Below are 25,330 nucleotides of genomic sequence, written 5' to 3'. Positions count from 1 at the left end.
GCGCCCAGGCCCCGTCGGTCTCCACGTGCGACTCGGAGATCGGCGACCAGTCCGAGGGGGGACTTGAACCCCCACGCCCGATAAAGGGCACTAGCACCTCAAGCTAGCGCGTCTGCCATTCCGCCACCCGGACAAGGTGTTCGCCGCCCGGCACTCGGCCCGGCGACGTGGAAAACAATAGCAAACATCCGGAGGTCCCCGATCACGCGCTTCCCGTGACGGGAGCGTGACGGCCGACCCGGGGCCCTCGCGGGCCCCGGAGGGCGCGGGGGAGGATGGCCGTGACCGACGAACGAAGGAGACAGCGTGAGTGAGTCGAACTCGGCCGCCCGTACGACCACCGGAGAGGACGAGGTCGTCGACCTCTGCCGGGACCTCATCCGGATCGACACCAGCAACTACGGCGACCACTCCGGGCCGGGTGAGCGGGCCGCCGCCGAGTACGTGGCGGAGAAGCTCGCCGAGGTCGGCCTGGAACCGCAGATCTTCGAGTCGCACAAGGGGCGGGCCTCCACCGTCGCCCGCATCGCCGGCGAGGACCCCTCCCGCCCGGCCCTGCTGATCCACGGCCACACCGACGTCGTGCCCGCGAACGCGGACGACTGGACCCACCACCCCTTCTCCGGCGAGATCGCCGACGGGTGCGTGTGGGGACGCGGTGCGGTCGACATGAAGGACATGGACGCGATGACCCTGGCCGTCGTGCGCGACATGCTGCGCAGCGGTCGCCGTCCGCCCCGGGACATCGTGCTGGCCTTCCTCGCCGACGAGGAGGCGGGCGGCGTCTACGGGGCGCGGCACCTGGTCGACCGCCACCCCGGGCTCTTCGAGGGCGTGACCGAGGCCATCGGCGAGGTGGGCGGCTTCTCCTTCACCGTCAACGAGGACGTGCGCCTGTACCTGATCGAGACCGCCCAGAAGGGCATGCACTGGATGCGGCTGACCGTGGACGGCACCGCCGGCCATGGGTCCATGACCAACACCGACAACGCCATCACCGAGCTCTGCGAGGCGGTCGGCCGGCTTGGCCGGCACGAGTTCCCGGTGCGGGTGACCAAGTCCGTGCGCGGATTCCTGGACGAGCTGGGCGACGCCCTCGGTACCGAGCTCGACCCGGAGGACATGGAGACCACGCTCGCCAAGCTCGGCGGCATCGCCAAGATCATCGGGGCCACGCTGCGCAACACCGCGGCCCCCACGATGCTGGGCGCCGGCTACAAGGTGAACGTCATCCCCGGCCAGGCCACCGCGCACGTCGACGGGCGCTTCCTGCCCGGGTACGAGGAGGAGTTCCTGGCCGACGTCGACCGGATCCTCGGCCCCCGGGTCAAGCGCGAGGACGTCCACTCCGACAAGGCGCTGGAGACCAGCTTCGACGGCGCCCTGGTCGACGCCATGCAGGCGGCGCTGAAGGCCGAGGACCCGATCGCCCGCGCGGTGCCGTACTGCCTGTCCGGCGGGACCGACGCCAAGTCCTTCGACGACCTGGGGATCCGCTGCTTCGGATTCGCCCCGCTGCAGCTGCCGCCGGAGCTCGATTTCGCCGGAATGTTCCACGGCGTGGACGAGCGGGTACCGGTCGACGGACTGAAGTTCGGCGTCCGTGTTCTCGACCGGTTCCTTGCGAACTGCTGAAACGACGCTCGCATTATCGACATTTCTTGCCGCTTAGCCGAAAAGAGTGAATGAATCCCGGCGGCAGTAGCGCGCCTTCTTCCGAGTCGTTGGTTCGTGTGCGGTCCGAGGTCGGGGCCGTTTTGCCAACAAGGAGGAAAAATGATCAAGAAGGTCGTCGCTGCTGCCGCTGTCACCGGAGGGCTCGTGGCTGCGGGTGCCGGCGTGGCCGTCGCCGACTCCGGCGCTCAGGCCGCCGCTGTCGGTTCCCCGGGGGTCCTCTCCGGCAATGTGATCCAGGTGCCCGTCAACATCCCGGTCAACCTGTGCGGCAACACGATCAACATCGTGGGGCTGCTGAACCCGGCCCTGGGCAACGCCTGCTTCAACAACTGACGTCGCGGCGGGCCGCATCGTTGCAGGCCTGATCCCGGCGGCCCCGGATGCGCCATCTCCGCGTGCCGGGGCCGCCGCACCGGCTAGGGGTGGGACACCGGTTTTCCGGCCCCGGGGGGTCATTCATTCCCCCGGCGGGCGATTGTCCGCCGGTTTCCGTATCGGAAAAGCAAGAGGCAGGGACATTCAATGCGACAAGTCGCGAAAAAGGGGCTGCTCACCGCAGTCGCGACAGGCGGCGTGCTCGCCGTCACCGGCGGTATGGCCTACGCGGACTCCCACGCGTCCGGGGTCGCCGCCGGCTCTCCGGGCGTTCTGTCCGGCAACACCATCCAGGCGCCGGTGAACATTCCGATCAACGCCTGTGGCAACACCGTCAACGTCGTCGGGCTCCTCAACTCGGCGGCGGGCAACACCTGCGTCAACGGCTCCATCGACCAGGGCAAGGGCCATGGCTACGGCCAGGGCAAGGGCTACGGGAAGAAGGAGAGCGGGGGCTACGGCAAGAAGGACAGCGGCAGCTACCGCGACAAGGACGGCGGCAAGGGCCACGGCGGCGGCAAGGGCTACGGCCAGGGCGGCAGCAAGGGTTACGGCGGCGGCAAGGGCTACGGCAAGGGCCACAGCGGTGACGACGGCTACGGCTACGGTCACGGTGGCGGCGCCTCGGCGCGCGCCGCAGCGGTCGGCTCCCCGGGCGTCCTGTCCGGCAACGTGATCCAGGCGCCGATCAACATCCCGGTCAACGTCTGCGGCAACACGATCGACGCCATCGGGATCCTGAACCCGGCGGCGGGCAACGCCTGCGTCAACAACGGTGGCTACCACCACGGCGGCAAGGGCAAGGGTCACCACCACAAGCCCGGGCACCACGGCAACCGCCACAAGCCGGGCAAGGAGAACAACGGTGGTGGCAACGGCGGCGGTGGCGGCGGTGGCGGTGGCGGCGGCGGTGGCAACCAGCCGCAGTCCATGGGCCACGGCGGCGGTCCGTCCCTGGCCCGCACCGGTGCCGGCGACATCGCCACGGGCCTGCTGACCAGCGCCGGTCTCCTGCTGGGCGGCGCGGTGCTCTTCCGCCGCGCCCGCGCGGTCAGGAACTGAGCCTTCCGGTCTCACCCCTTCGAGCGGGGCCCCGCGGTTCGCGGGGCCCCGTTCGGCGTGCCGGCGACCTCACCAGGTGGCGCGTATCTGCCGGATGATCCGGCGGCGCAGCCGCACCCTGCGGCTGCCGTCCGGGTAGAGGCGGAGCCGGTCGAGCTCCCAGTGACCGTACTCGGCGTGGTCGGTCAGCAGGCGATGAGCCTCCTTGCGGGAGACTCCCCGTGGCACGTACACATCTCTGAATTCGTATTCAGGCATCGCATCTATTGTGCGGGGAGCGCCTCGGTACGGATAGCGTCTTCTGCATGTCTGATGCCGCGCAGCCCACCGTTGCCGAGGTACGAGCCGCCGTCGAGGCGGTGAAAGCCGCGCTGGACCGCCACCTGGACGCGATCGAGAACCGCACCGGGGAGGACGATCCCGCGGTCTACCAGGCCTTCGAGGGCCTCGCCTCGGCCGCCGAGGCCTACGACGAGCTGCTCTACGACACCTACGACGAGGTCACCCCCTTCGAGGTGCCGCTCGGGGACACCCTCCCCGACTACTCCGGCCCCGGTGAGCCGGGCGCGATCAGCGTCCTGATCCGCCGGGACTACACCGTGGCCGACCCGCAGCGGCTGCGCAGGCAGGCGGAAGGGGTCTCCGCAACCGCCGCGGCCGAGGGCGGGGACATCGGCGCGGCGGTGGGTGCCCTCTTCGGGGAGTACGAGCCCGACGAGATCGCCGAGCGCCACAAGGAGTTCGGCCTGGAGGAGGGCGACTCCACGCTGTGGGTCACCGCGGCGGAGCCCGCCGAGCCGGGCGAGTGGCTCGCCGCGCCCTTCGACCAGGCGGACCCGCGGCATCTGCTCTTCCGCCTCGACGTCAGCGCGGTCTACGACGACGCTGACGCGGACGAGCTCGACCGGCTGGCCTGACCGGGCGCGGGCGCGGTTCCCGCGGGCCCGGGGGAGCCGCCCGGGCCCGTGCGGCGGATCACTCCGCCGCGGCGGCGGCCGCCTGCTCGCGCAGGATGTCCCGCAGGCGAGTCGTCCGGTCCCGGGCGGGAACCTCCGCCACCGCGTGGGGGAGTGCCTGGTCGACGCCCTGCACCACGGACAGATGGCGCTCCCCGCGGCTGAAGGCGGTGTAGATCCAGGCCCGGGTCAGGGCCGGGGTGGCGTCCCCCGGCAGGACGACGACGGCAGCTTGCCAGCGGCGGCCCGCCGCCTGGTGCGCCGTGACCGCCCAGCCGTGCCGCACCTGGGCGGTCACCGCGTCGGGCGCGACGACCACGGGCGTCCCCCCGCAGTCGAGCCGCAGCCCCTCCGTGTCGGCGGAGACGACGGTGCCCGGAACGGCCGTCCCGGGGGCCGGGGCGTGCACGATCCGGTCGCCCGGGTCGAAGCCGCCGAAGCGGCCGGGCCCGGGGTTGAGACGCTCCTTGAGTGCGGCGTTGAGCGCCCGGGTGCCGGCGGCACCGCCGTGGCCCGGGGTGATCACCTGGGTCTGCTCAGGGGGCACGCCGATGGCCCGGGGCACGGAGTCCGCGACGAGCTGGACCGTGCGGTGCACGGCCTCGCCGGCGTCCCGCACCGGGACGATCACGACCTCCTTCCCGGGGGCGTCGACGGTGGCCAGCTCGCCGAAGCCGATCCCGGAGACCAGCTCGCCGATGGGGCCGGGGTCGGGCGTGCGCGAGGCGACCTGAGGGCACACCTTCGCCGCGAGCAGGTCGGAGAAGACCCGGCCGGGGCCCACGGACCACAGCACCGCCGGGTCCCCGGAGAGCACCAGGCGCGCCCCGTCGGGCACGGATTCCACCAGGGTCGCGGCCGTCTCCACGTCGAGCTGGGGCGCGTCCAGCACCGCCAGCAGGTCCAGCGCCAGCGCGCCGTCCTCGTCCCGGCCGGGGCCCTCGTGGCCCGCCAGCAGCCCGGCGAGGGTGGCGGTCGCCTCCGCGTCCACGGACCCGGCCAGCCGCCGCCTGCCGTCCTCGGTGGCCGCGACGGCCCAGGCCCGCAGCCCCAGCGACCGGGCGGCCGCGACCAGCGCCGCCGGTTCCGCGCGGGCCGCCTCCGCGCCGGTGTGGGCGACCAGCCCGCTCCCGGCGACCGCCCGGACCAGCGCCGCGGCGGACGGGGACGGGGCCGCCGCGGCCGCGCCTTCCCAGTCCTGCGACTCGTCCGCGTCGAAGGTGTTGAGGAGCCTGCTCAGGCCGTCCGCGAGGCTCTCCTCGGCGAGCGCGTAGCGGTCCAGGCCGAGGAGCAGCCGCACCGGCGCCTCCGCGTCCTCCTCGTCGGCCGCCGGACGGGCGCCGGCGCTCTCGTCCGGCACGTGGAAGACCAGCACCAGGCCGTCCGCGACGGCGGCCTTCAGGGTCTCCTCGGCGTCGGTGACCCCGTTCTGCCCGAGCGCCGCACCGAGCGTGGCCCACTCGAGCGCGGTGTGACCCCGCTCGGCGGCCCGTTCCAGCAGCCAGACGACCAGCGCGCGCACCCGCCGCCCGTCGTCGGGGCCGCCCTCGCCGCCGAGCAGCGCCTTGGCGAAGCCGTCGGCCTGGTCCACCCGGACCCCGGCGAGCGCCAGCACCTGCCACGGGTCCTCGCGCAACGTCTCCCCGGCCCGCTCGCCCAGCGCCGCCACGGCGGCCTCGGCGAGGCTCTCCGGTGCCCCGCCCGCCGCGAGCACCGTCCGTGCGGCCGCCACGGCGTCCCCGCTGAGCTGCGCGGGCAGCACGGGCCGTACCACCGGGGCCGGCGCCGGGGCGGGGGAGGGCGCGGCCGCGGGCGGCGACGCCGCGGGACGTGCGGGCCCGCCGCTCCTCACGGGCGCCGCGGGGCGCTCGCCGCGTTCGATCGCCCGCACCGCCGCGGCCAGGTCCGTGAGTTCGGCGGGGAGCTGCGCACCGACGCCCTCGGTCGAGGGCCGGGGCCGCCGGGGAGCCGCGGTCTCCTCGCCGGCGGCGCCCTCGGGCTCGGCGCGGTCCTCGCGGTCGTGGTCGTCGCGGTCCTCGGTCACGATGGCCTCCGTTGTACGGCGGACTACGGTCGGGGCCCGATCACAGCGTGCTCCAGTCGTGGTCCGGATAGCGGTGCACCGGCGCAGAGACGTCGTCCAGCGCCTGGCAGATCTCATCCGGAAGACTAAGGGTCTCCACTGACAACGCCGCAGCGAGCTGCTGGGCGTTGCGCGCACCGACGATCGGCGCGGTGACGCCGGGACGGTCCCGCACCCAGGCGAGCGCCACCTGCAGCGGGCTGGCGGCCAGCCCGTCGGCCGCTATGGCCAGCGCGTCCACGATGAGCCGGGCCGTCTCGTCCAGGTAGGGGGCGACGAAGGGGGCCATGTCCTCGGAGCCGCCGCGGGAGTCCTGCGGGGTCCCGTGCCGGTACTTGCCCGTCAGCACCCCGCGTCCGAGCGGCGAGGACGGCAGCAGCCCCACCCCTAGGTCCAGCGCGGCGGGCAGCACCTCGCGCTCGATGCCGCGCTGCAGCAGCGAGTACTCCATCTGCGTGCTGGCCAGCGGTGTGCGCGTCGGCACGGCCTGCTGCCAGGTGGCCGCCTTGGCCAGCTGCCAGCCGCAGAAGTTGGACACGCCGACGTAGCGGGCACGGCCGGAGCTCACGGCCAGGTCGAGGGCCTGCAGCGTCTCGTCCAGCGGGGTGGTCGCGTCGTACGCGTGCACCTGCCACAGGTCGACGTGGTCCGTGCCGAGCCGCTGCAGGGAGGCGTCCAGGGCGGCGAGCAGGTGGCCGCGCGAGGCGTCGAAGCGGCGGTAGGGGTCGGGCACGCTGCCGGCCTTGGTGGCGATCACCAGGTCCGAGCGCGGCACCAGGTCCTCGACCAGCCGGCCGAGGAGGTACTCGGCGCCGCCGTCCCCGTAGACGTCGGCCGTGTCCACGAGCGTGCCCCCGGCCTCCCAGAAGGCCTTGAGCTGGTCGGCGGCGTCGAGTTCGCCGGTGTCGCGCCCCCAGGTCAGCGTGCCGAGCCCGAGCCGGGACACGCGCAGTCCCGTACGGCCGAGGTGCCTTTGCTCCATGAGGGGTGAGATTACTGTGCGTCCGGGACCTTTGGGCAGGAGTGACGTACCCGACAGGCGCCGGCGCGCGCCCGGAGCGATAAGGTCCGGGGAACAACGACGTTACTCATCGGTAAGGGGATCGCCATGCGGCTCGGGATCAACCTCGGCTACTGGGGCGCCGGGATGGACGCCGACAACCTCGCCGTGGCGCAGGAGGCCGACCGCCTCGGCTACTCCGTGTGCTGGGCGGCCGAGGCCTACGGTTCCGACGCGCCCACCGTGCTGTCCTGGGTCGCCGCGCAGACCGAGCGCATCGACGTCGGCTCGGCCATCTTCCAGATCCCGGCCCGTACGCCCGCGATGACGGCGATGACCGCCGCCACCCTCGACTCCCTGTCCGGCGGCCGCTTCCGGCTGGGCCTGGGCGTCTCCGGCCCGCAGGTCTCCGAGGGCTGGTACGGCGTGAAGTTCGACAAGCCGCTGGCGCGCACGCGCGAGTACGTCGAGATCGTCCGCAAGGCGATGTCGCGGGAGCGGCTGAGCCACGAGGGCGAGCACTGGACGCTGCCGCTGCCCGGCGGCCCCGGCAAGGCGCTGAAGCTGACCGTGCACCCGGTGCGCGAGCACATCCCGCTGTACATCGCCGCGATCGGCCCGAAGAACCTGGAGCAGACCGGTGAGATCGCCGACGGCGCGCTGCTGATCTTCCCCTCCGCCGCCCACCTGGAGGACACCGCGCTCCGCCACATCCGGGCCGGCCGCGAGAAGGCGGGGAAGACCATGGACGGCTTCGACGTCTGCCCGACCGTGCCGCTCGCCGTCGGCGAGGACGTGGACGCGCTGGCCGACCTCTTCCGCCCCTACACCGCCCTGTACGTGGGCGGGATGGGCAGCCGCAAGCAGAACTTCTACAACCAGCTCGCGCAGCGCATGGGGTACGAGAAGGAAGCCGCCGAGATCCAGGACAAGTACCTGTCCGGCGACAAGGAGGGCGCCGCCGCCGCGATCCCGCGCGAACTCATCGACTCCACCACCCTGCTGGGCTCCGTGGAGCGGATCGCCGACCGGATGCAGGCCTACGCGGCCGCCGGCGTCACCACGCTGACCCTGGCCCCGGCCGGGTTCACCCTGGACGAGCGGGTCGCGGCGCTGCGCGCGGGCGTGGAGGCGCTGGAGCGCGCCGGACTCGCCGGCTAGGGGAGCGGGCGGCCCCTCGGCGCCGGTCCCGGGCTCAGCCCGGGACCAGGCGCCCCATCATCCGCCCGAAGGCGATCAGGCGCGCTATCTGGCCGGGGCCGCCGTCGTCGAGGGACTTGCTGAACCGGAAGGCCTCCGGCCGGAAGCGGGCCGAGGTGACGCCGCCGTCGGCGTCGGCGTGCACCGCGCTCAGTTCCTGCGGCGTGGCGGTGGCCAGCACCACGAAGACGCCGCGGTCGATCCGCCGGCCCTGCTCGTCGCGGCCGACCAGGGTGCGCATGCCGACGTGGCCGATCGAGTCCAGGGGCAGCACCTGCACGGAGGAGTCCAGCACCCGTCCACCCGGCGCGTCCTCGTCGGCGACCTCCTCGCTGTGCCACAGGATGAGCCGCCGACCGTCGCAGACCGCGGCCTCCTGCCACACCGAGGTGCCGGCCTCCGTCAGGTCGACGACGCGTTCGAGGGTGAAACCGCGGACCCGCCGCCGGCCCAGGACGCCGCCGATCGCATCGAGGGCCACGTCCGCGTGGAGGAAGTAGGCGCGGGCCGCGTCGTCCAGGCGCGCGTAAGGGGCCCAGTCCGAGCCCGCCGGGCCTTTGGGGCGTGCCGTCGTCCGGCTGCGCGTCGCCTTGCTGAACATGACTTGGTCGTGACCCCTCCGAGGGGCTATGAAATCACGGGCACTTCGGCCGGCGGCGGGGCCCCTCGGTTTCCGCGGCCGTGGTGGGGGCTCGGGGGTCTTCCCCGCCACGGCCGTCACCAAACACAACGCTCGGAAGGGCCAGGGGTTACGTGCCCGGTGCCGGACGGCTCTCATCCGTTCGGCCGAGTTGACGCCCGGGCCTGTTGCCTCATGCTTTGCGGGCGACTTGACTTTTCTTTTGCGGATGCCCGATTCGCGCAGGAGGTACGTCATGCTCTCCGCCCGGAGTCTGTTCCAGGAGATCCTCGACAACGACGACTCCTTCCGGCTGTTCTGCTCGATCGCCGCCAGCGGTGAGTCGCAGGGCGGCTGGGAGAACGGCAGGATCGCCGCACTGGTCCCCGAGTCCCAGCGTGAACTGGCCCCCAAGATCGCCCGGCACGGCGCCGACGAGGACAAGCACGGCCGGATCTTCCACGCCCTGATGCGCAAGCGCGGTCTCGAACCCGTCCCGGTCCCCCCGGACACCGACTACACCGTGCTCCTCGAACGCGGCGGCATCGGCCTCGCCCACGACAAGCTGCGCCGCGACGAGCGCCTGACCGTGCGGGACATCGTCACCTACCTCGCCCACAGCCGGGTCACCGAGCAGCGCGCCTCCGAGCAGATGGCCCTGCTCACCAGGTACTTCGCGGACCACCCCGACATCGGCAGGGCGGTCCGCATGATCTCCGCCGACGAGGACAACCACCTCGCCTACTGCCACGAGGAACTGCTGCGCTTCGCCCACGCCGGCCACGGCGCGACCATCCAGCGGGTGCTGCGCGAGTGCGCCCACGCCGAGATCCGCATCTACCGCGACGTCAGCCTCGCCGTCATGGACCACATGGGCCGGATCCTCGGCTGGTCCGGGGCGAAGGCCGCGGTGCTGCGGGCCGGGATCCACGGGGCGTACGCGTACGAACGCCTCGGCGGCTGGCGGCGGATGGTCAGGCTCGCCATGCCCCAGCGCCTCGACGCCCTCGGCGGGCCCGAACCCGCGGCCGAACCGGCGGTCTGAGCCGCCCCCCGGCCGTTCGCCCGCACCCGCGTGGGGCCGGGAGACCGCTCAGAGCCAGCCGTGCCGTTTGAACGTCCGGTACAGCAGGATCTCGGACACGGCGATGACCGCCAGGACCGCGGGATACCCCCACACCTGGTGGAGTTCGGGCATGTACCGGAAGTTCATGCCGTAGATCCCCGCGATCATGGTGGGTACCGCCGCCATGGCGGCCCACGCCGAGATCTTGCGCATGTCGTCGTTCTGCCGTACCCCGACCTGGGTCAGATGGGAGCTCAGCACGTCGCTGAGCAGCCGGTCGAGGCTGTCCACCAGCTCGTTGGCCCGCGTCAGGTGGTCGGCCACGTCGCGGAAGAAGGGCTGGGTGCTGGGGGCCACGTGCGGCACCGTGCCCGCCGAGAGCCGGATCATCGGCTGCATCAGGGGCGCGGTCGCCCGCCGGAACTCCAGCAGCTGGCGCTTGAACCCGTAGATCCGGCTCGCCGTGCTCTCGGCGCCCTGGCGCGCGACGGACCTGCGCACCTCCGGGGCGAAGACCTCCGTCTCCAGGTCCTCCAGGTCGGCCTGGAGATCGGCCGCGACCACCATGTAGTCGTCGACCACGGTGTCGCTGATGGCGTACATCACCGCGGTCGGTCCGTGCTTGAGGATCTCGTGCTCCGCCTCCAGACGGTGCCGGATCTCACCCGGGGCGATCGCCTCGCCGTGGCGCACGGTGACGACGAAGCCCTCCCCGACGAAGATCATCAGCTCGCCCGCGGAGACCGTGTCCCGCTCGTCGTCGTACGAGACCGGCTTGAGCACCAGGAAGAGCGAGCCCTCGTACACCTCCAGTTTGGGCCGCTGGTGGGCGCAGAGCGCGTCCTCCACGGCCAGCGGGTGCAGCCCGAACTCGCGGCTGACGAGGTCGAACTCCTTCTCCGTCGGCTCGTACAGGCCGATCCACACGAACGCCCCGTCCGTCGCCCGCGCCGCGTCCAGCGCGTCGGAGAGGTCGTCGGGGGCCGAGGTGCGCTCCCCGTCGCGGTAAATGGCGCAGTCGACGATCACACCTGTCTTCTTCCGCGCTACGTCGGCGCCACACCGGACAACCCGGGGTCGTATGGTGGCGGTCATGCCCACCGTGATCCTGGTCCGGCACGGCCGGTCCACCGCCAACGCGGAGAAAGTGCTGGCCGGACGGCTCCCCGGAGTCGCCCTCGACGAGACCGGACGTGACCAGGCCGCCGCGCTGGCCGCCCGGTTGGCCGGACTGCCGCCGGCCGCCGTGGTCACCAGCCCGCTGCAGCGGTGCCGGGAGACCCTGCAGCCGCTCCTGGACGCGCTGCCCGACGTCCCGCTCCACGTCGAGGAGCGCATCTCGGAGTGCGCCTACGGCGACTGGAGCGGTCGCAAGATCGCCGAGCTGGCCGACGAGCCGCTGTGGGGCGTGGTGCAGCGCTACCCCTCGGCCGCCGTCTTCCCCGGCGAGGGGGGCGAGTCGGTGCGCGCCATGCAGGCCCGCGCGGTCGACGCGGTGCGCGAGTGGAACGCCCGCATCGAGGAGACCCACGGACCCGACGCCCTCTACGTGATGTGCTCCCACGGCGACATCATCAAGTCCGTCGTCGCCGACGCCCTCGGCATGCACCTGGACCTCTTCCAGCGCATCGCCGTCGACCCCTGCTCGGTCACCGCGATCCGCTACACCCCGGAGCGGCCCTTCCTGCTCCGGCTCGGCGACACCGGCAGCCTGGAAAGCCTGCGCCCGAGGGAGCGGCCCACCACGGCCCCGGGCGACGCGGAGGTCGGGGGCGGTGCGGGCGCACCGTGATCAGCTTCCGCAGTAGGGTGGACCGGACCCCGAAGACACCGAGAAAACGGAGCAGGACGTGCCTCGTCAGGTGTTCCTCTACGACAAGCCCGAACGCTTCGTCGCCGGCACCGTAGGCCAACCGGGCCAACGCACCTTCTTCCTGCAGGCGAGCGCCGCCGGCCGGACGACCAGCGTTGCGCTGGAGAAGACCCAGGTCGAGGCACTTGCCGAGCGCATCGACGAGCTGCTGGACGAGGTCGTGCGCCGCACCGGCGGTTCCGCCCCCGTGCCCGCCGTGGCCCCCACGGAGCTGCTCGACAACAGGCCGCTCGAGGTCCCCGTCGAGGAGGAGTTCCGGGTCGGCACCATGGCCCTGGCCTGGGACGGCGCCGAGGAACGGATGATCCTGGAGGCCCAGGCGCTGGTCGAGATCGAGGCCGAGGACGAGGACGACCTCGAGGCCGCCGAGGAGATGCTCCTGCAGGACGAGGAGAACGGCCCGCCGCTGCTGCGGGTGCGCCTGACCGGCGCCCAGGCCCGCTCCTTCGCCAAGCGCGCTCTCGACGTCGTCGCGGCCGGCCGCCCGCCCTGCCCCCTGTGCAGCCTGCCCCTGGACCCGGAAGGACACGTATGCCCGCGTCAGAACGGGTACCGGCGGTCGGCGACGGCCTGAGCGGGGACATAGCCGCCGAGCTGCTCACGCACGGAGAACTGACCGTGCGCGGGCGGCTGCGCGACGCCTCCAACGCGGTGCTCTACTGCGCGGTCGAGCACGAGGGCGTGCGCGCCCACTGCGTGTACAAGCCGGTGGCGGGCGAGCGGCCGCTGTGGGACTTCCCCGACGGGACGCTCGCCCAGCGCGAGGTCGCCGCCTACCTGGTCTCCGAGGCCACCGGCTGGGGCCTGGTGCCGCCGACCGTGCTGCGGGACGGCCCGTACGGCGAGGGCATGGTGCAGCTGTGGATCGAGACCCCCGAAGAGGCCGGCGAAGGGCTCCTCGCCCTCGTCGAGGGGGACGAACCGGGCGACGGCTGGAAGGCCGTCGGCTTCGCCGAGGTGGGCGAGGGCCGCACCGCGCTGCTGGTGCACGCCGACGACACCCGGCTGCGCCGGCTGGCCGTCCTGGACGCCGTGATCAACAACGCCGACCGCAAGGGCGGCCACCTGCTGCCGGCCGCCGACGGGCACCTGTACGCCATCGACCACGGCGTGACCTTCAACACGGAGAACAAGCTGCGCACCCTCCTGTGGGGCTGGGCCGGCGAGCCGCTCACCGACGAGACCGCCGAGGTCCTCGGCAAGCTCTCCGCGGAGCTCGCCGACGGGGGTCTCGGGGCCCGGCTGGCCGAGCTCATCACGCCTGCCGAGCTCGACGCCCTGCGGGCCCGCGTCGCCGCGCTGCTGGGCTCAGGACGTCATCCCGAGCCCTCGGGGGAGTGGCCCGCGATCCCCTGGCCGCCCATCTGAAGGCCGGGGCCGGCCGTCCCGGGAGGACCCACCGTTCGTTTGTGGATCACGCGGGCGGTTAATCTCATGACATGCATGCCTGGCCCGCTTCCGACGTCCCTGCCCTCCCGGGCACCGGGCGCGACCTCCGCCTCCACGACACCGCGACCGGTGGCCCGGTAACCCTGAGCCCCGGTCCGGTCGCCCGCATCTACGTGTGCGGGATCACCCCCTACGACGCCACCCACATGGGTCACGCGGCCACCTACAACGCGTTCGACCTCGTGCAGCGCGTGTGGCTGGACACGAAGCGCCAGGTCCACTACGTCCAGAACGTCACCGACGTCGACGACCCGCTGCTGGAGCGGGCCGACAAGACCGGAGAGGACTGGACGGCCCTCGCCGAGCGCGAGACCACCCTGTTCCGCGAGGACATGACCGCGCTGCGGATGCTGCCGCCCGCCCACTACATCGGCGCCGTCGAGGCCATCCCGGGGATCGTCCCGCTGGTCGAGCGGCTGCGCGAGGCCGGTGCGGCCTACGAGCTGGACGGCGACATCTACTTCCACGTCGACTCCGACCCGCACTTCGGCAGCGTCTCCCGCCTCGACGCGGCCGCCATGCGCGTGCTGTCGGCCGAACGCGGCGGCGACCCGGATCGCCCGGGCAAGAAGAACCCCGTCGACCCCGTGCTGTGGCTCGCCGCCCGCGAGGGGGAGCCCAGCTGGGACGGCGGCAGCCTGGGCCGGGGCCGCCCCGGCTGGCACATCGAGTGCGTCGCCATCGCCCTGGACCACCTCGGCATGGGCTTCGACGTGCAGGGCGGCGGCTCCGACCTCGCCTTCCCGCACCACGAGATGGGCGCCTCGCACGCCCAGGTGCTCACCGGCGAGTTCCCCATGGCGAAGGCCTACGTGCACGCCGGCATGGTCGCGCTGCACGGCGAGAAGATGTCCAAGTCCAAGGGCAACCTCGTCTTCGTCTCCCAGCTGCGCCGCGACGGGGTGGACGCGGCGGCCATACGGCTCAGCCTGCTGGCCCACCATTACCGCGAGGACTGGGAGTGGACCGACGCCGTGCTCGCCGACGCGGTGGAGCGGCTGGCCCGCTGGCGCGCCGCCGTCTCGCGGCCCGACGGCCCGCCGGCCGAGGCGCTGCTGGAGGAGATCCGCGAGGCGCTCGCCGACGACCTGGACGCCCCCGCCGCGCTCGCCGCCGTGGACCGCTGGGCCGCCCGGCAGGAAGCCGAGGGCGGCACGGACACCGGTGCCCCCGGCCTGGTCTCCCGCGCCGTGGACGCCCTGCTCGGCGTCGCGCTCTGACGCCGCGGGAGCTGCCCGGCCCACCGCCTCCCCGGCTCCCCTGACGAACGCGGACGGCCCGGCCGCCGCCCCTGTGCGGGGCGGCGGCCGGGCCGTGTCCGACGCGTGCCGGTCGGGTCACTCCCCGTCGGCGCCGTCCTCCTTCTCTTCCCGGTCGTCCTTGGGCTTCTGCGACATGTCCCGCAGGTAGGGGCCCGCGTCGGACTCGCCCGACTGCGGGTCACGGCGCCGCAGGTAGCGCTCGAACTCGCGGGCAATAGCCTCGCCCGAGGCCTCCGGCAGCTCCGCCGTGTCGCGGGCCTCCTCCAGCGTCTGGACGTACTCGGCGACCTCGCTGTCCTCGGCCGCGAGCTGGTCCACGCCGACCTGCCAGGCACGCGCGTCCTCCGGCAGCTCGCCGAGCGGGATGCGCAGGTCCAGCAGGTCCTCCAGGCGGTTGAGCAGCGCCAGCGTCGCCTTCGGGTTCGGCGGCTGCGACACGTAGTGCGGCACGGCGGCCCACAGGCTCACCGCCGGGATGCCGGCGTGGGTGCAGGCCTCCTGGAGGATGCCGACGATGCCGGTGGGGCCCTCGTACCGGGACTCCTCCAGGCTGAGCGCGGTCGCCAGGTCCGGGTCGGAGGTGACGGCCGTGACCGGCACCGGACGGGTGTGCGGGGTGTCACCCAGGAGGGCGCCCATCACCACCACCATCTCGATGCCGAGCTCATGGGCGAAGCCCAGGATCTCGTTGCAGAACGAGCGCCAGCGCATGCTGGGCTCGATGCCCCGTACGAGGACGAGGTCTCGTGGCTTGGGGGTCTCGATGCGGATGACGGACAGCCGCGTGGTGGGCCAGGTGATCCGTCGCGTGCCGCCGTCCATCCAGACCGTGGGGCGGTTGACCTGGAAGTCGTAGTAGTCCTCGGCGTCCAGCGCGGCGAACACCTCGCCCTTGAACTCCCGGTCCAGATGCCCGACCGCGGCGGAGGCGGCGTCCCCGGCGTCGTTCCAGCCCTCGAACGCGGCCACCATGACCGGGTCGATCAGCTCGGGAACCCCCTCGAGCTCGATCACCCAGCGCCTCCTTCCGGCCGGAAGGGGGATGGTGCCACCCCCGCCGGCTGCCGTTCCTTCGCGTGCTGCACCAGCCTACGGCTTCACGAGACAGGTGCCGCCGCCTTCGTAGGGGGATGATCCCCAGAGTCATCCGACGTACGCGTCCGGTCAGCCACCGCTCCACGCCGAGCGGTACGCGGCCCAGTCCGAAGGCGTGGCAGCGAAGTCGACGTACAGGGCGAGCCCGAAGCGCTCGCGGGCGGGCGCCTCGCGGGCGAGGCCGAGCCGGGCGCCGCGCACGGCGGCCGTGACCGTCTCCGCCCAGGCGTGCCGGCCCAGGTTGTTCGTGTGGTACCCGGGCAGGCCCACGAGCAGGTCGGTGCCCGGCGGCGTCACCTCCAGGGCGAGGGCGGTCTGCTGGGCCACGTAGCCTCCGTAGAGGCCCTCCAGGGGGAGGGCGGTGTCGTAGGTCATCATCGCGACCTGGTCCACGCGCCGGGCCACCTGCCCGAAGTACCGCTGCGACCACCACTTGGGGTGGTGGAACAGCGGGCCGCTCACCGAGTGCAGGGAGGGCAGCGGGTCGATCTGGTGCGTCGCCACCGACAGCGGCACGCCGCGGGTGGCGGTGAGCCGGTGCACCGAGTCCAGCAGCGAGAGGAAGCCCTCGTCGTCGGAGTACATCGGCTCCAGGTCCAGGTGGACCCCGTCGAAGCCGGCGGCCAGCACCTGGGCCGCGCTGTCCCGTACCCGGGCGCGGGTCGCCGCGTCGTCCAGGTGCAGGCCCTCGGAACCGTCGTGCGACAGGACCTGGCCGAGCCACGCCTGGACGCGCACCCCGGGCAGCGCGGTGTGCATCCGGCGGATCATGTCCCGCGCTCCCGGGTAGAGACCCGCGTCGAGGCGGCCGTCGAACTCCAGGGGCCCGGTGTGCACGTACAGGTCCCGGGTGCCGCTGCCGCGCAACTCCCGGGCCAGCGTCTCGAGGTCGGCGTCGTCGCGGCCGCCGTCGACCCAGGCGTGCCCGAGCCACACCGCGTTCCGGTCACGGTTGGCGCCGGCGCCGGACGGGTCGCCGGTGTACTCCAGGCGCAGGGCGACCCCGGCGGCGAGCACCGGGAGCAGGACGGCGAGGACGACCAGCAGCGCGCCGCGGCGCAGCGTACGGGCCGAGGGGCGGCGCAGGCGCAGCCGGGGGCGTGGATTCATCCGATCCCTCTTTTCGATCACTCTGACGAATGACCGGACGCACCCGGGCCCGGGGTGGTTCGCCCGCCGGCGGGATCCCGTGGGGACCCGCCGGGCCTCAGAGCGTGGACCGCAGCCACTGCTCCACGCTCGCGACGTGCACCGTCGCCCAGGACCGCGCCGCCTCCGCGTCCCGGTCCCGCAGGGCCGCCAGGATCGCGCGGTGCTCGTGCAGGGTGCGGCTCACCGCGTCCTCCTGCGTCAGCCCGCGCCAGATCCGGGCCCGCGTGGTTGGCCCGGACAGCCCGTCCAGCAGCGAGCACAGCACCGAGTTGCCCGAGGCCTGGACGATGCCGCGGTGGAACTCCAGGTCGCACGCGACCAGTTCCTCCACCGACGGTGCCGCCCCCAGTGCCTCCAACTGCTCGGTCAGAACGTCCAGCTGGGACTCGGCGATGCGCGCCGCCGCCATCGCGGTGGCCGCGGGCTCCAGGATGCGGCGCACCGCGAGGAACTCCAGCACGGTGTCGTCGCGGTGGAAGTCCACCACGAAACTCAGCGCCTCCAGCAGCAACTGCGGGTCCAGGCTGGTGACGTAGGTGCCGTCGCCCTGCCGTACGTCCAGGATCCTGATCAGGGACAGCGCGCGGACCGCCTCGCGCAGGGAATTGCGCGACAGCCCGAGCTCCGCGGCCAGTTCGCTCTCCTTGGGGAGCCGGTCGCCGGGCCGCAGCGCGCCGGAGACGATCATCCCCTTGATCTTCTCGATCGCCTCGTCGGTGACCGCCATGAGCCCCTCGCCTCCCCGGACATCCGATGTATCGGGCCATTATGCCCGCACCGCCGAAGAGCCGGGGCCTTCTGGCGGAGGTCCGATCCGCCGCCCCGCGACGTCCCGAACCGCGGAACGCCGAAAGGCCGTGCCCGCTGTCGCGGACACGGCCTTTGGCGTGTGAAATCACCGTCGGGACGACAGGATTTGAACCTGCGACCCCTTGACCCCCAGTCAAGTGCGCTACCAAGCTGCGCCACGTCCCGGTGACGTTCCCCGGGGCGCCGCCCCGGAAGATCACGTACAGAGGAGGATACCCGAACCTCGCTGATCAGCCGAATCGCTCGATGCGGATCCGGTCCAGCGGCTGTCCGGAGGCCGCCAGCAGGCGCGAGGCGTGCTCGGCGAAACCGTTGCCGCCGCAGACGTAGGCCTCCCAGCCGCCCGGTGGCGGCTCCGCGAGGTGCGGGGCCAGGTGGGCGGCGGTGAGGCGGCCCTCGGTGCGGGTGAGCAGCACGGTCGTCTCCGGACCGTACTCGGCGGCGTAGATCAGGTCCTCGCGGGTGCGGGCCGAGACGATCAGCCGCAGCGGCACGTCCAAGCCGCGCAGCCGGCGGTGGCGCACCATCGACATCAGCGGGACCACCCCCGATCCGGCGCCCAGCAGCAGCGCCGGATGGTCCCCCGTCCAGGCGAAGAAGCCGCTGTGCGGGCCGCGGACCTCGACGGAATCGCCCGGCCGGGCGACGGTGTGCAGGTGCCCGGACACCTCGCCGCCGGCCACGTGGTCGAGGGTCAGTTCGATGTGGCCGGAACCGTCGGGGGCGGAGGCGACCGAGTAGTTGCGCTGCGCCGTGTAACCGTCGGGGGCCGTGAGGCGCAGCGTCAGGTACTGGCCGGGCAGGTGGCCCGCCCAGCCGGGCACCGCGAGCCGGAAGGTGGACGTGCGCGGGGTCTCGCGGCGGATCTGCGTGATCACCGCGCGCCGCCAGACCGAGGAGGCGGCCTCGGGGACCGCGATGCGGCCGGGCACGGCGAACCGGGCCGGCGGGACGAACGCCGGGGCGGGCGCGGGGGTGGAGAGGTCAGTCATGGGCGTAGCGCTGCTCCTGCCAGGGGTCGCCCCGGTGGTGGTAGCCGTTCTGCTCCCAGAAGCCCGACTCGTCGTGGTCGAGCAGGCGCAGGCCCGCGATCCACTTGGTGCTCTTCCAGAAGTACAGGTGCGGGACGATCAGCCGGGCCGGGCCGCCGTGCTCGGGGGCGAGGGGAGCGCCGTCGTACTCCCAGGCGATCCAGGCGCGGCCGCCGGTGACGTCCGCGAGCGGCAGGTTGGCGGCGTAGCCGGTGTGGGACCAGGCGACGACGTGGGTGGCGGCGGGGGAGGGGCGCACGGCCTCCAGGAAGGCGTCGACCGACACCCCGCCGAAGCGCACGCCGAACTTGGACCAGCCGGTCACGCAGTGGATGTCGCCCCGGTACGCGGAGCCGGGCAGCGCGTGGGCCGCGTCCCAGTCCCAGGTGTGCGGGCGGTCCACCAGCCCGTCCACCCGGAACGTCCAGTCCCCGGCCGCGATCGTGGGCGTGACCTCGGCGGACAGGACCGGCCACGTGTCGCGGGCGTCGTACTGGCCGGGCGGCAGCCGCGGGTCGCGGTCGGCGGCGCGGCCGCGCCCGGTGAAGCCGCGGGTGGGTTCGACGGCCGAGGTCATGCGGGGTGCTCCAGCTCGAGCTCCTCCAGCTCGCGCAGCGCGGCCGGTTCGTCGAGGGTGAGCAGCACACGGTCGCGCATGAGGACCCGGCCGTCGACGACGGTGTCCCGTACGTCCGCGGCCGCGGCCGCGTACGCCAGCATCGACCAGGGGTCGTGGCGCGGCGTGAGGTGCGGCCCGCCGAGGTCGAGGACGGCCAGGTCGGCGCGCTTGCCCGGCTCCAGGGAGCCGAGGTGGTCGGCGAGGCCCAGCGCGCGGGCGGCCTCGATCGTCGCCATCCGCACCGCCTGTTCCGCGCCGACGGCGGTGGGGTCGCCTGCGGCCTTGTGCACCAGCGCGGCGGTCCGCACCGCGCCCAGGACGTCGAGGGTGTTGGAGCTCACCGCACCGTCGGTGCCGAGGCCCACGGTGACCCCGGCGGCCAGCAGCTCCGGGACACGGGCGATGCCGCAGCCCAGCTTCAGGTTGGAGACCGGGCAGTGCGCGACGGACGTGCCGGTCCTGGCCAGGGCGGCGACCTCGTCGTCGGTCAGGTCCACGGCGTGCGCCAGCAGCACGTCGGGCCCGAGTACCCCGAGGGAGTCCAGCAGCTCGACCGGCCGCTTGCCGTGCGCCCCGGCCACCATCGCGACCTCGGCCGCGTTCTCCGCCGCGTGGACGTGCAGCAGCGCGCCGTGCTCGCGGGCGAGCGCGGTGATCGCGACGAGCTGCTCGGGGTCGAGGGTGTAGGCGCTGTGCGCGAAGACCACCGGGCGGGTGCCCGGCGCCCGGCCGGTGCGCGCGGCCAGGTCGGCCGCGGCCCAGGCCATGCGGTCGCCGTACGGCCGGCCGTCCGGCGGCCCGGGCACGTCCATGAAGGTCGGACCGGCCAGCAGCCGCCAGCCCGCCGCCCGCGCGGCCTCCTCGGCGGCCTCGTGGAACCAGTACATGTCCAGGCCCGTGGTGACCCCGGCCCGTACGCTCTCCGCCACGGCCACCCGCACCCCCGCGGCCACCGCCCGCGGCGACAGCAGCTCGGCCTCGCGGGGGATCACCCGGGCCAGGAACTCCTGCAGGTCGACGTCGTCGGCGCAGCCCCGCAGCAGGGTCATCGCCAGGTGGGTGTGCGTGTTGACCAGCCCGGGGAGCACCAGGCACCCCGAGGCGTCGATCTCCTCGGCGGCCCGGTACGCCGCGCGCACCTGCGCCGTCGGTCCCACGGCGAGGATCTCGCCGTCCCGGACGGCGACCGCGCCGTCGGTGACGACGGTGCCCGCCGCGTCGACGGTCAGCACATCGCCGCCGTGCACCAGCAGATCGGCGTCCTGAGCGCTCACTTCTCGTCGCTTCCGTACTCGGTGGCCAGCAGATGCAAGGCGTCCAACGTTACCCGGCTGCCGCGGGCGACCCCCTCGGCGACCACCGCCCGGTGCGGGTCGTAGCCGCCGGTGGCCTCCACGTCGACCAGGTCGTCGGCGTTGGCGCCGTCGACGACGAGCGCGCCGCCGGCCACCAGGCCGCGCGTCGAGGCCAGCACCAGCAGGGCTGACAGCTCCATCTCGATCGCGGCGATCCCTGCCGCCACGTACGCCGCGCCGGGCAGCGGCAGGAAACCCGGCTGGAAGGCCGCACGCGTCCACACCACGCCCCGGTGGTGCGGCGCCCCCGCCGCCCGTGCCGCCCGCTGCAGCGCCAGCACCGCCTCCGGCGTCGCGAACGCCGGGTACTCCGGCGGCAGCAACTGCTGGGTGACCCCGTCGTCCCGCACCGCGGCCTCGGCGATCACCAGGTCGCCGTCCCCTATCCCGGCGCGGATCGCGCCCGCCGTGCCGAGGCGCAGGATCGTACGGACGCCGGCGTCCGCCAGCTCCTGGAACAGGCACATCGCCCCCGGCCCGCCGACCCCGTGCGAGGACACCACGACGGGGGTGCCCTTCCAGGCGCCGGCGAAGGTGCGGTACTCGCGGTGGTGCGACACCTCATGCGGGTCCGTGAGCAGGGAGGCCACCTCCGCCGCGCGCGCCGGGTCGCCCACGACGACCGCGTGCGCGGGCAGCCCGGAGCGCGGGATGCGGGAGATGGGCAGCTGATCCGTGGTCATCGGGCCTCCGGGCCGGGCGGGACGATGCTGTGCGGATCACCTTAGGACCCCGGCTCAGGCCGTCCGACGCCGGAGCAGCGCGAAGCAGGCCCAGCAGGCCAGGGCGGCCAGGGCCAGCACGATGCCGGTCTCGACGAGCTGCAGGGGCCAGTAGTGCGAGGCGGGATGGACGAGCGCCTGCGCATCCCCGAGCCCGACGCCGTCGACGGGCTTGTCCACGCGCTCCGCCGTCCAGTCCGTGGCACCGAGGTGTGACAGGCCGGTCCGGACCTTCGGCCACAGCGCGGAGCGGTACAGCCCCGCCGTGACGAGCACGAGGGAGGTGCCGAAGAAGGCCAGGCCCAGTCCGCTGAGCGTGCGCCGCATCAGCATCCCGGCCAGCGCGCCCAGAACCAGGGCGAGCAGCACGTGCGCGACCAGGACCGGGCCGGTGGAGAGGAAGATGTCGTTCTCGTACCAGCCGGGGCGGTCCTGCGGGTGGCCCGTGCTCCACACCCACCGGAAGAGCAGCGTCAGGCCGGTCGTGCCACCGGTCAGCAGCAGGGCCGGTACGGCGAGCTTGGCGGCGAGCCAGCGCGTGGGGGTGACCGACTGGACCCAGGCGAGCGCGGCGGTCCCCCGCTCCAGTTCCCGGCCGACGAGGGCGCCACCGGCGAACACCGCGACGGCGAGCGGAAGGAGCGCCATCACGCGGCCCTGCAGGTGGAGGGGGACGTAGGCGTCGAACGGCTCCGGGTCGATGCAGCGCGGGGCGCAGGCGGGGTCGTACCGCGGGTCCCCCGCGCTCAGCCACAGGGTGTGAAGGAGCCAGCCGGATCCGGCCGCCACGAAGGCGATCCACAGCCACAGGGCCACGCGGTGCAGGCGCACCACCGACCGGGTCAGGCCGGACAGGACGGGCGGGCGCGGCGATGGGGCGACGGCGGTCATACGACGGCCTCCTGGCGGGACACGGGTGCGGGCGTGGCGTCGGCGGTGAGCAGGGCGGGCGCCCCGGGGTTGCGCAGATGGGCCAGGACCAGCTCCTCGAGGGTGGGTTCCTCCACCAGCCAGTCGCCGTCCTCCAGCGCTCCGGCGGGGCGGACCAGCGCGGTGCGTCCGCGCCCGTTGACGTGTTCCTGGACGACGGTGTGGGGGCCGAAGTCCCCGCCGGTGCCGGTGACGCGGCGGTGCGCGGCCAGCAGGTCGTCGGTGTCGCCGGCCAGCCGGACCCGGCCCTCGCCGAGGAGCAGCAGGTGGTCGCAGACGCCGTCGAGTTCGGCGACGACGTGCGAGGAGATCACGATGGTCGTACCGCGCTCGGCCGCCGTGGCCATGAGGGCGCCGGTCAGCTCGTGGCGGGCGAGCGGGTCGAGGTCGGCCATCGGCTCGTCCAGGAGCAGCAGTTCGGCCCGCTTGCCCAGGGCCAGGGCGAGCGCGACGCGGGTGCGCTGACCTCCCGACAGGGCACGGACGCGGTCGCGGGGCGTCAGGCCGCCGCCGTACGCGACGCGTTCGGCGGCCTCCCGGTCCCAGTGGCCCGGGTTGAGCTCGGCGCCGAGCCGCAGCGTCGCCGCCACGGTGAGCTGTGGGTGGAGCGGCTTGTCCTGGGCGACGTAGGCGAGCCGGGTGCGGGCCGCGCCGGGGGTCGTACCCCACACGCGCAGCTCCCCCTCGGTGGGCCGCAGCAGCCCCGCGGCGAGCGCCAGCAGTGTCGACTTGCCCGCGCCGTTGGGCCCGACGAGCGCGCAGATCCGGCCGGCCGGCAGCCGGAAGGAACAGTCCCGCAGGACGGGGTCCCGTCCCCACGCGTACCGCAGACCGAGCCCGGCCGCCTCCACGGCAGCCGTTTCCTGATTCATCTCTCCCCCTCGGAGAACTCCTGGTCGAGCACGGAGTGGAACAGCGCCGCGGCGTCCTCGCGATCGAGCCCGGCGGCACGCGCGCGGCGCATCCAGTCGGTCAGTTCGCCCGCGAGCGGCGAGTCGGCCGGGCCGGCGCCCAGCGACTTCTGGACGAAGGTGCCCAGGCCCCGGCGCGCCTCCACCAGGCCCTCGCGCTCCAGTTCGCGGTAGGCCTTGAGCACGGTGTTGGGGTTGACGGCGGTCGCCTCGACGACCTCGCGGGCCGTCGGCAGCCGGTCGCCGGGCTCCAGCAGGCCCAGCCGCAGGGCCTGTTTGGTCTGCTGGACGATCTGGAGGTACGTGGCGACACCGCTGCGGCGGTCGATGCGGAACTCGACCATGCGCGAAACACCCTTTCACTAAGCAAGTGGTGAAAGGGTGGGGCCTGGACTGACGTCCTGTCAAGCCGCAGGCGGGGGCGGGGCGGGGGCGGCCGGCCGGGACGCTTCGGCGTGCGCCGAAACGTCCGGGGGCCATGCTGGGGACATGGTGCGAAACGACCACGCGGGAAGTGCCCTCGCCGCCCTCGCGGCACTGCTCGCCGACGAGACGCGGGCCGCGATGTGCCTGGCGCTGCTCGACGGCCGGGCCTGGACCGCGGGGGAGCTGGCCCGCCACGCCGGAGTGGCGCCCTCGACCGCCAGCGAGCACCTCGGCCGGCTCGTCGCGGGCGGGCTGCTCACCGAGGAACGCCAGGGCCGCCACCGCTACGTACGCCTCGCCGACGCCCGTACCGCGCAGCTCGTCGAGGACCTCGCCGCGCACGCCGGGCCGCCGCCCGCCGCGCCCCGCACCCTCGGGCAGGCGGGCGCCGGGAGTGCCATGGCCCGCGCCCGTACCTGCTACGACCACCTCGCCGGACGCCTGGGCATCCTCGTCACGGACGCCATGACCGACCGCGGACTGCTCCGGCAGAGCACCGGCTTCGCCCTCACCGACGCGGGCGTGGAGTGGTTCACCGGGCTCGGCGTCGACCTGGCCGCCGCACGCACCGGCCGCGGTCCGCTCGCCCGGCCCTGCCTGGACTGGACGGAGCGACGGCCGCACCTGGCGGGCGTCGCCGGGGCCGCGCTGTGCGGGCACGCCCTCGCGTCCGGCTGGTGCGTGCGCATCGGCAGCGGCCGCGCCGTCAAGCTCACCGCGCGAGGCCGCACGGCCCTCCACACCCACCTGGGCATCCCGCCCGACGCCCTGGAGGCACCCACCCCATGAACCGCTTCGAGGCCTTCCGCGCCCTCCACCGGGCCGGGCGCCCGCTCTTCCTGCCCAATGCCTGGGACCGCGCCTCCGCGGCCGCACTCGCCGCCCGCGGCTTCCCCGCGATCGGCACCACCAGCCTGGGCGTCGCCGCCGCGGCGGGACTGCCGGACGCGGCCGGCGCCACCCGCGAGACGACCCTGTGGCTCGCCCGCGACCTCGTCCGGCTGCCCGCCCTGGTCAGCGTCGACATCGAGGGGGGCTTCGGCTCCACGCCCGAGGACGTCGCCGAACTCGCCGCCGCCTTCGAACGGCTGGGCGTCGCGGGCGTCAACATCGAGGACGGCCGCCCCGGCGGAGCGGGCCTGACCGACCTCGCCGAGCAGGGCGAGCTCATCGCCGCGGTCAAACGCACCGCCCCCGGGCTCTTCGTCAACGCCCGCACCGACACCTACTGGCTGGGCACCGCCGGGCAGGACCCGCAGCACGAGACCCGCCGCCGTGCCGCCGCCTACCTCGCCGCCGGCGCCGACGGGATCTTCGTGCCCGGCCTGGCGGACGAGAGTGTCATCGCCGCGCTCGCGGCCGGCCTCGGTGCCCCGCTCAACGTCCTGCTCCCGCCGGGCGGCCCCGGGCTGCCGCGCCTTGCCGCCCTCGGGGTGAGCCGGGTCAGCACCGGCTCGCTGCTCTTCCGCGCCGCGCTCCACGCCGCCGTGGAGACCGCCGGGCACGCCGAGCGCGGCACGCCGCTCCCGGCGGGACTGCCCTCGTACGCCGACGCCCAGGACCTCGCGGCCGCCTACGCGCCGGTGGAAACGCGGCGGCCCGGGCGTCCGGGGTGAGCGGGGAGGTCCTGCCGCTCACCCCGGGGCGCCCGGGCCCA

27 protein-coding genes and 2 tRNA genes are annotated in these 25,330 nt (G+C 73.8%); 12 read left to right on the top strand and 17 right to left on the bottom strand.

What is annotated here, in order from left to right:
* Positions 1-48 precede the first annotated feature (48 nt).
* A tRNA-Leu gene (locus tag ABZ312_RS39905) sits at positions 49-133 on the bottom strand.
* A 173-nt stretch (positions 134-306) separates the two neighbouring features.
* Here ABZ312_RS39905 and ABZ312_RS39900 point away from each other — a divergent pair.
* From ABZ312_RS39900 to ABZ312_RS39890, 3 genes are all read left to right on the top strand, one after another.
* The gene (locus ABZ312_RS39900) at positions 307-1,635 is read left to right on the top strand and encodes a M20/M25/M40 family metallo-hydrolase (protein WP_500439832.1); all 1,329 of its coding nucleotides are present in this window, start codon (positions 307-309) and stop codon (positions 1,633-1,635) included.
* A 141-nt stretch (positions 1,636-1,776) separates the two neighbouring features.
* Positions 1,777-2,010, top strand: coding sequence for a chaplin (locus ABZ312_RS39895; RefSeq protein ID WP_018559022.1), 234 nt, complete (start codon positions 1,777-1,779; stop codon positions 2,008-2,010).
* 189 nt (positions 2,011-2,199) lie between these two features.
* Entirely contained in the window at positions 2,200-3,114 is a 915-nt protein-coding gene (locus tag ABZ312_RS39890; protein ID WP_500328380.1) for a chaplin, read from the top strand.
* A gap of 69 nt (positions 3,115-3,183) precedes the next feature.
* Here the strand turns inward: ABZ312_RS39890 and ABZ312_RS39885 are convergent, their stop codons facing one another.
* A complete protein-coding gene (locus tag ABZ312_RS39885) occupies positions 3,184-3,372 on the bottom strand; it encodes a DUF5703 family protein (protein ID WP_319133625.1) in 189 nt (62 codons plus the stop codon).
* Positions 3,373-3,419: 47 nt separating this feature from the next.
* Between ABZ312_RS39885 and ABZ312_RS39880 the strand changes: the two genes are divergently transcribed.
* The gene (locus tag ABZ312_RS39880; protein ID WP_500328378.1) at positions 3,420-4,031 is read left to right on the top strand and encodes a hypothetical protein; all 612 of its coding nucleotides are present in this window, start codon (positions 3,420-3,422) and stop codon (positions 4,029-4,031) included.
* A gap of 58 nt (positions 4,032-4,089) precedes the next feature.
* Here ABZ312_RS39880 and ABZ312_RS39875 read toward each other — a convergent pair whose 3' ends face one another.
* Both ABZ312_RS39875 and ABZ312_RS39870 read right to left on the bottom strand, forming a co-directional pair.
* The gene (locus ABZ312_RS39875; RefSeq protein WP_500359644.1) at positions 4,090-6,114 is read right to left on the bottom strand and encodes a helix-hairpin-helix domain-containing protein; all 2,025 of its coding nucleotides are present in this window, start codon (positions 6,112-6,114) and stop codon (positions 4,090-4,092) included.
* 40 nt (positions 6,115-6,154) lie between these two features.
* Complete coding sequence (locus ABZ312_RS39870) at positions 6,155-7,135, bottom strand: aldo/keto reductase (RefSeq protein ID WP_500332083.1); 981 nt, start codon at positions 7,133-7,135, stop codon at positions 6,155-6,157.
* Positions 7,136-7,261: 126 nt separating this feature from the next.
* Between ABZ312_RS39870 and ABZ312_RS39865 the strand changes: the two genes are divergently transcribed.
* A complete protein-coding gene (locus tag ABZ312_RS39865) occupies positions 7,262-8,314 on the top strand; it encodes an LLM class F420-dependent oxidoreductase (protein WP_500332084.1) in 1,053 nt (350 codons plus the stop codon).
* 34 nt (positions 8,315-8,348) lie between these two features.
* Here the strand turns inward: ABZ312_RS39865 and ABZ312_RS39860 are convergent, their stop codons facing one another.
* The gene (locus ABZ312_RS39860; RefSeq protein WP_500332085.1) at positions 8,349-8,954 is read right to left on the bottom strand and encodes a hypothetical protein; all 606 of its coding nucleotides are present in this window, start codon (positions 8,952-8,954) and stop codon (positions 8,349-8,351) included.
* Positions 8,955-9,228: 274 nt separating this feature from the next.
* On the opposite strand from ABZ312_RS39860, the gene ABZ312_RS39855 reads away from it, so the two are divergent.
* Positions 9,229-10,017: a ferritin-like domain-containing protein gene (locus ABZ312_RS39855; protein WP_500332086.1), complete on the top strand. Its 789-nt coding sequence runs from the start codon at positions 9,229-9,231 to the stop codon at positions 10,015-10,017.
* 48 nt (positions 10,018-10,065) lie between these two features.
* Here the strand turns inward: ABZ312_RS39855 and corA are convergent, their stop codons facing one another.
* Entirely contained in the window at positions 10,066-11,067 is a 1,002-nt protein-coding gene (corA, locus tag ABZ312_RS39850) for a magnesium/cobalt transporter CorA (protein WP_500359643.1), read from the bottom strand.
* Positions 11,068-11,131: 64 nt separating this feature from the next.
* Between corA and ABZ312_RS39845 the strand changes: the two genes are divergently transcribed.
* From ABZ312_RS39845 to mshC, 4 genes are all read left to right on the top strand, one after another.
* Complete coding sequence (locus ABZ312_RS39845) at positions 11,132-11,830, top strand: histidine phosphatase family protein (protein ID WP_499510966.1); 699 nt, start codon at positions 11,132-11,134, stop codon at positions 11,828-11,830.
* Between the two features lie 58 nt (positions 11,831-11,888).
* Entirely contained in the window at positions 11,889-12,485 is a 597-nt protein-coding gene (locus ABZ312_RS39840; RefSeq protein ID WP_500332088.1) for a DUF3090 domain-containing protein, read from the top strand.
* Positions 12,443-13,279, top strand: coding sequence for an SCO1664 family protein (locus ABZ312_RS39835; protein ID WP_500332089.1), 837 nt, complete (start codon positions 12,443-12,445; stop codon positions 13,277-13,279). The genes ABZ312_RS39840 and ABZ312_RS39835 overlap by 43 nt, the downstream gene beginning before the upstream one ends.
* 71 nt (positions 13,280-13,350) lie before the next feature.
* Entirely contained in the window at positions 13,351-14,580 is a 1,230-nt protein-coding gene (gene mshC / locus ABZ312_RS39830; RefSeq protein ID WP_500332090.1) for a cysteine--1-D-myo-inosityl 2-amino-2-deoxy-alpha-D-glucopyranoside ligase, read from the top strand.
* Positions 14,581-14,697: 117 nt separating this feature from the next.
* Here mshC and ABZ312_RS39825 read toward each other — a convergent pair whose 3' ends face one another.
* The 11 genes from ABZ312_RS39825 to ABZ312_RS39775 form a co-directional block, all read right to left on the bottom strand.
* Complete coding sequence (locus ABZ312_RS39825) at positions 14,698-15,636, bottom strand: PAC2 family protein (protein ID WP_499510962.1); 939 nt, start codon at positions 15,634-15,636, stop codon at positions 14,698-14,700.
* Positions 15,637-15,786: 150 nt separating this feature from the next.
* Positions 15,787-16,827, bottom strand: a complete 1,041-nt coding sequence (locus tag ABZ312_RS39820) for a glycoside hydrolase family 18 protein (RefSeq protein ID WP_500439831.1) — start codon at positions 16,825-16,827, stop codon at positions 15,787-15,789.
* Between the two features lie 97 nt (positions 16,828-16,924).
* Complete coding sequence (locus ABZ312_RS39815) at positions 16,925-17,596, bottom strand: FadR/GntR family transcriptional regulator (protein ID WP_500332092.1); 672 nt, start codon at positions 17,594-17,596, stop codon at positions 16,925-16,927.
* A 174-nt stretch (positions 17,597-17,770) separates the two neighbouring features.
* Positions 17,771-17,844 (bottom strand) — tRNA-Pro (locus tag ABZ312_RS39810).
* A 65-nt stretch (positions 17,845-17,909) separates the two neighbouring features.
* Entirely contained in the window at positions 17,910-18,671 is a 762-nt protein-coding gene (locus tag ABZ312_RS39805) for a ferredoxin reductase (RefSeq protein ID WP_500332093.1), read from the bottom strand.
* A complete protein-coding gene (locus ABZ312_RS39800) occupies positions 18,664-19,287 on the bottom strand; it encodes a sulfite oxidase-like oxidoreductase (RefSeq protein WP_500332094.1) in 624 nt (207 codons plus the stop codon). Before ABZ312_RS39800 ends, ABZ312_RS39805 begins: the two co-directional genes overlap by 8 nt.
* Positions 19,284-20,603 carry an amidohydrolase gene (locus tag ABZ312_RS39795; RefSeq protein ID WP_500332095.1) on the bottom strand — a complete coding sequence of 440 codons (1,320 nt, stop codon included), beginning with the start codon at positions 20,601-20,603 and terminating at the stop codon, positions 19,284-19,286. Before ABZ312_RS39795 ends, ABZ312_RS39800 begins: the two co-directional genes overlap by 4 nt.
* Positions 20,600-21,367 (bottom strand): phosphorylase family protein, encoded by a 768-nt coding sequence (locus ABZ312_RS39790; protein WP_500439830.1) that lies wholly within the window; start codon positions 21,365-21,367, stop codon positions 20,600-20,602. The genes ABZ312_RS39795 and ABZ312_RS39790 overlap by 4 nt, the downstream gene beginning before the upstream one ends.
* A 54-nt stretch (positions 21,368-21,421) precedes the next feature.
* On the bottom strand, positions 21,422-22,297 hold the full coding sequence (locus tag ABZ312_RS39785) for an ABC-2 membrane transporter-related protein (protein WP_500332097.1): 876 nt from the start codon (positions 22,295-22,297) through the stop codon (positions 21,422-21,424).
* The gene (locus ABZ312_RS39780) at positions 22,294-23,208 is read right to left on the bottom strand and encodes an ABC transporter ATP-binding protein (RefSeq protein ID WP_500332098.1); all 915 of its coding nucleotides are present in this window, start codon (positions 23,206-23,208) and stop codon (positions 22,294-22,296) included. Before ABZ312_RS39780 ends, ABZ312_RS39785 begins: the two co-directional genes overlap by 4 nt.
* On the bottom strand, positions 23,205-23,591 hold the full coding sequence (locus ABZ312_RS39775) for a GntR family transcriptional regulator (protein ID WP_500332099.1): 387 nt from the start codon (positions 23,589-23,591) through the stop codon (positions 23,205-23,207). The genes ABZ312_RS39780 and ABZ312_RS39775 overlap by 4 nt, the downstream gene beginning before the upstream one ends.
* A gap of 145 nt (positions 23,592-23,736) precedes the next feature.
* Here ABZ312_RS39775 and ABZ312_RS39770 point away from each other — a divergent pair, with 145 nt between their 5' ends.
* Both ABZ312_RS39770 and ABZ312_RS39765 read left to right on the top strand, forming a co-directional pair.
* Positions 23,737-24,462, top strand: coding sequence for an ArsR/SmtB family transcription factor (locus ABZ312_RS39770; RefSeq protein WP_500439829.1), 726 nt, complete (start codon positions 23,737-23,739; stop codon positions 24,460-24,462).
* On the top strand, positions 24,459-25,289 hold the full coding sequence (locus tag ABZ312_RS39765) for an isocitrate lyase/PEP mutase family protein (RefSeq protein ID WP_500332101.1): 831 nt from the start codon (positions 24,459-24,461) through the stop codon (positions 25,287-25,289). Before ABZ312_RS39770 ends, ABZ312_RS39765 begins: the two co-directional genes overlap by 4 nt.
* The last annotated feature ends 41 nt before the right edge of the window (positions 25,290-25,330 follow it).

Source organism: Streptomyces sp. NPDC006207 (assembly GCF_040613835.1).
Taxonomy (GTDB): Bacteria; Actinomycetota; Actinomycetes; order Streptomycetales; family Streptomycetaceae; genus Actinacidiphila.
Note: the sequence above shows the minus strand (reverse complement) of the source record. Positions and strands in the feature narration are given on the sequence as shown.

Bases quoted from the DNA above. Each gene is read 5' to 3' on its own strand.
- ABZ312_RS39895 (WP_018559022.1), top strand. From the start codon at position 1,777: ATGATCAAGAAGGTCGTCGCTGCTGCCGCTGTCACCGGAGGGCTCGTG.
- ABZ312_RS39890 (WP_500328380.1), top strand. From the start codon at position 2,200: ATGCGACAAGTCGCGAAAAAGGGGCTGCTCACCGCAGTCGCGACAGGC.
- ABZ312_RS39885 (WP_319133625.1), bottom strand. From the start codon at position 3,372: ATGCCTGAATACGAATTCAGAGATGTGTACGTGCCACGGGGAGTCTCC.
- ABZ312_RS39880 (WP_500328378.1), top strand. From the start codon at position 3,420: ATGTCTGATGCCGCGCAGCCCACCGTTGCCGAGGTACGAGCCGCCGTC.
- ABZ312_RS39870 (WP_500332083.1), bottom strand. From the start codon at position 7,135: ATGGAGCAAAGGCACCTCGGCCGTACGGGACTGCGCGTGTCCCGGCTC.
- ABZ312_RS39865 (WP_500332084.1), top strand. From the start codon at position 7,262: ATGCGGCTCGGGATCAACCTCGGCTACTGGGGCGCCGGGATGGACGCC.
- ABZ312_RS39860 (WP_500332085.1), bottom strand. From the start codon at position 8,954: ATGTTCAGCAAGGCGACGCGCAGCCGGACGACGGCACGCCCCAAAGGC.
- ABZ312_RS39855 (WP_500332086.1), top strand. From the start codon at position 9,229: ATGCTCTCCGCCCGGAGTCTGTTCCAGGAGATCCTCGACAACGACGAC.
- ABZ312_RS39845 (WP_499510966.1), top strand. From the start codon at position 11,132: ATGCCCACCGTGATCCTGGTCCGGCACGGCCGGTCCACCGCCAACGCG.
- ABZ312_RS39835 (WP_500332089.1), top strand. From the start codon at position 12,443: ATGCCCGCGTCAGAACGGGTACCGGCGGTCGGCGACGGCCTGAGCGGG.
- mshC (WP_500332090.1), top strand. From the start codon at position 13,351: ATGCATGCCTGGCCCGCTTCCGACGTCCCTGCCCTCCCGGGCACCGGG.
- ABZ312_RS39820 (WP_500439831.1), bottom strand. From the start codon at position 16,827: ATGAATCCACGCCCCCGGCTGCGCCTGCGCCGCCCCTCGGCCCGTACG.
- ABZ312_RS39815 (WP_500332092.1), bottom strand. From the start codon at position 17,596: ATGGCGGTCACCGACGAGGCGATCGAGAAGATCAAGGGGATGATCGTC.
- ABZ312_RS39805 (WP_500332093.1), bottom strand. From the start codon at position 18,671: ATGACTGACCTCTCCACCCCCGCGCCCGCCCCGGCGTTCGTCCCGCCG.
- ABZ312_RS39800 (WP_500332094.1), bottom strand. From the start codon at position 19,287: ATGACCTCGGCCGTCGAACCCACCCGCGGCTTCACCGGGCGCGGCCGC.
- ABZ312_RS39790 (WP_500439830.1), bottom strand. From the start codon at position 21,367: ATGACCACGGATCAGCTGCCCATCTCCCGCATCCCGCGCTCCGGGCTG.
- ABZ312_RS39785 (WP_500332097.1), bottom strand. From the start codon at position 22,297: ATGACCGCCGTCGCCCCATCGCCGCGCCCGCCCGTCCTGTCCGGCCTG.
- ABZ312_RS39780 (WP_500332098.1), bottom strand. From the start codon at position 23,208: ATGAATCAGGAAACGGCTGCCGTGGAGGCGGCCGGGCTCGGTCTGCGG.
- ABZ312_RS39775 (WP_500332099.1), bottom strand. From the start codon at position 23,591: ATGGTCGAGTTCCGCATCGACCGCCGCAGCGGTGTCGCCACGTACCTC.
- ABZ312_RS39770 (WP_500439829.1), top strand. From the start codon at position 23,737: ATGGTGCGAAACGACCACGCGGGAAGTGCCCTCGCCGCCCTCGCGGCA.
- ABZ312_RS39765 (WP_500332101.1), top strand. From the start codon at position 24,459: ATGAACCGCTTCGAGGCCTTCCGCGCCCTCCACCGGGCCGGGCGCCCG.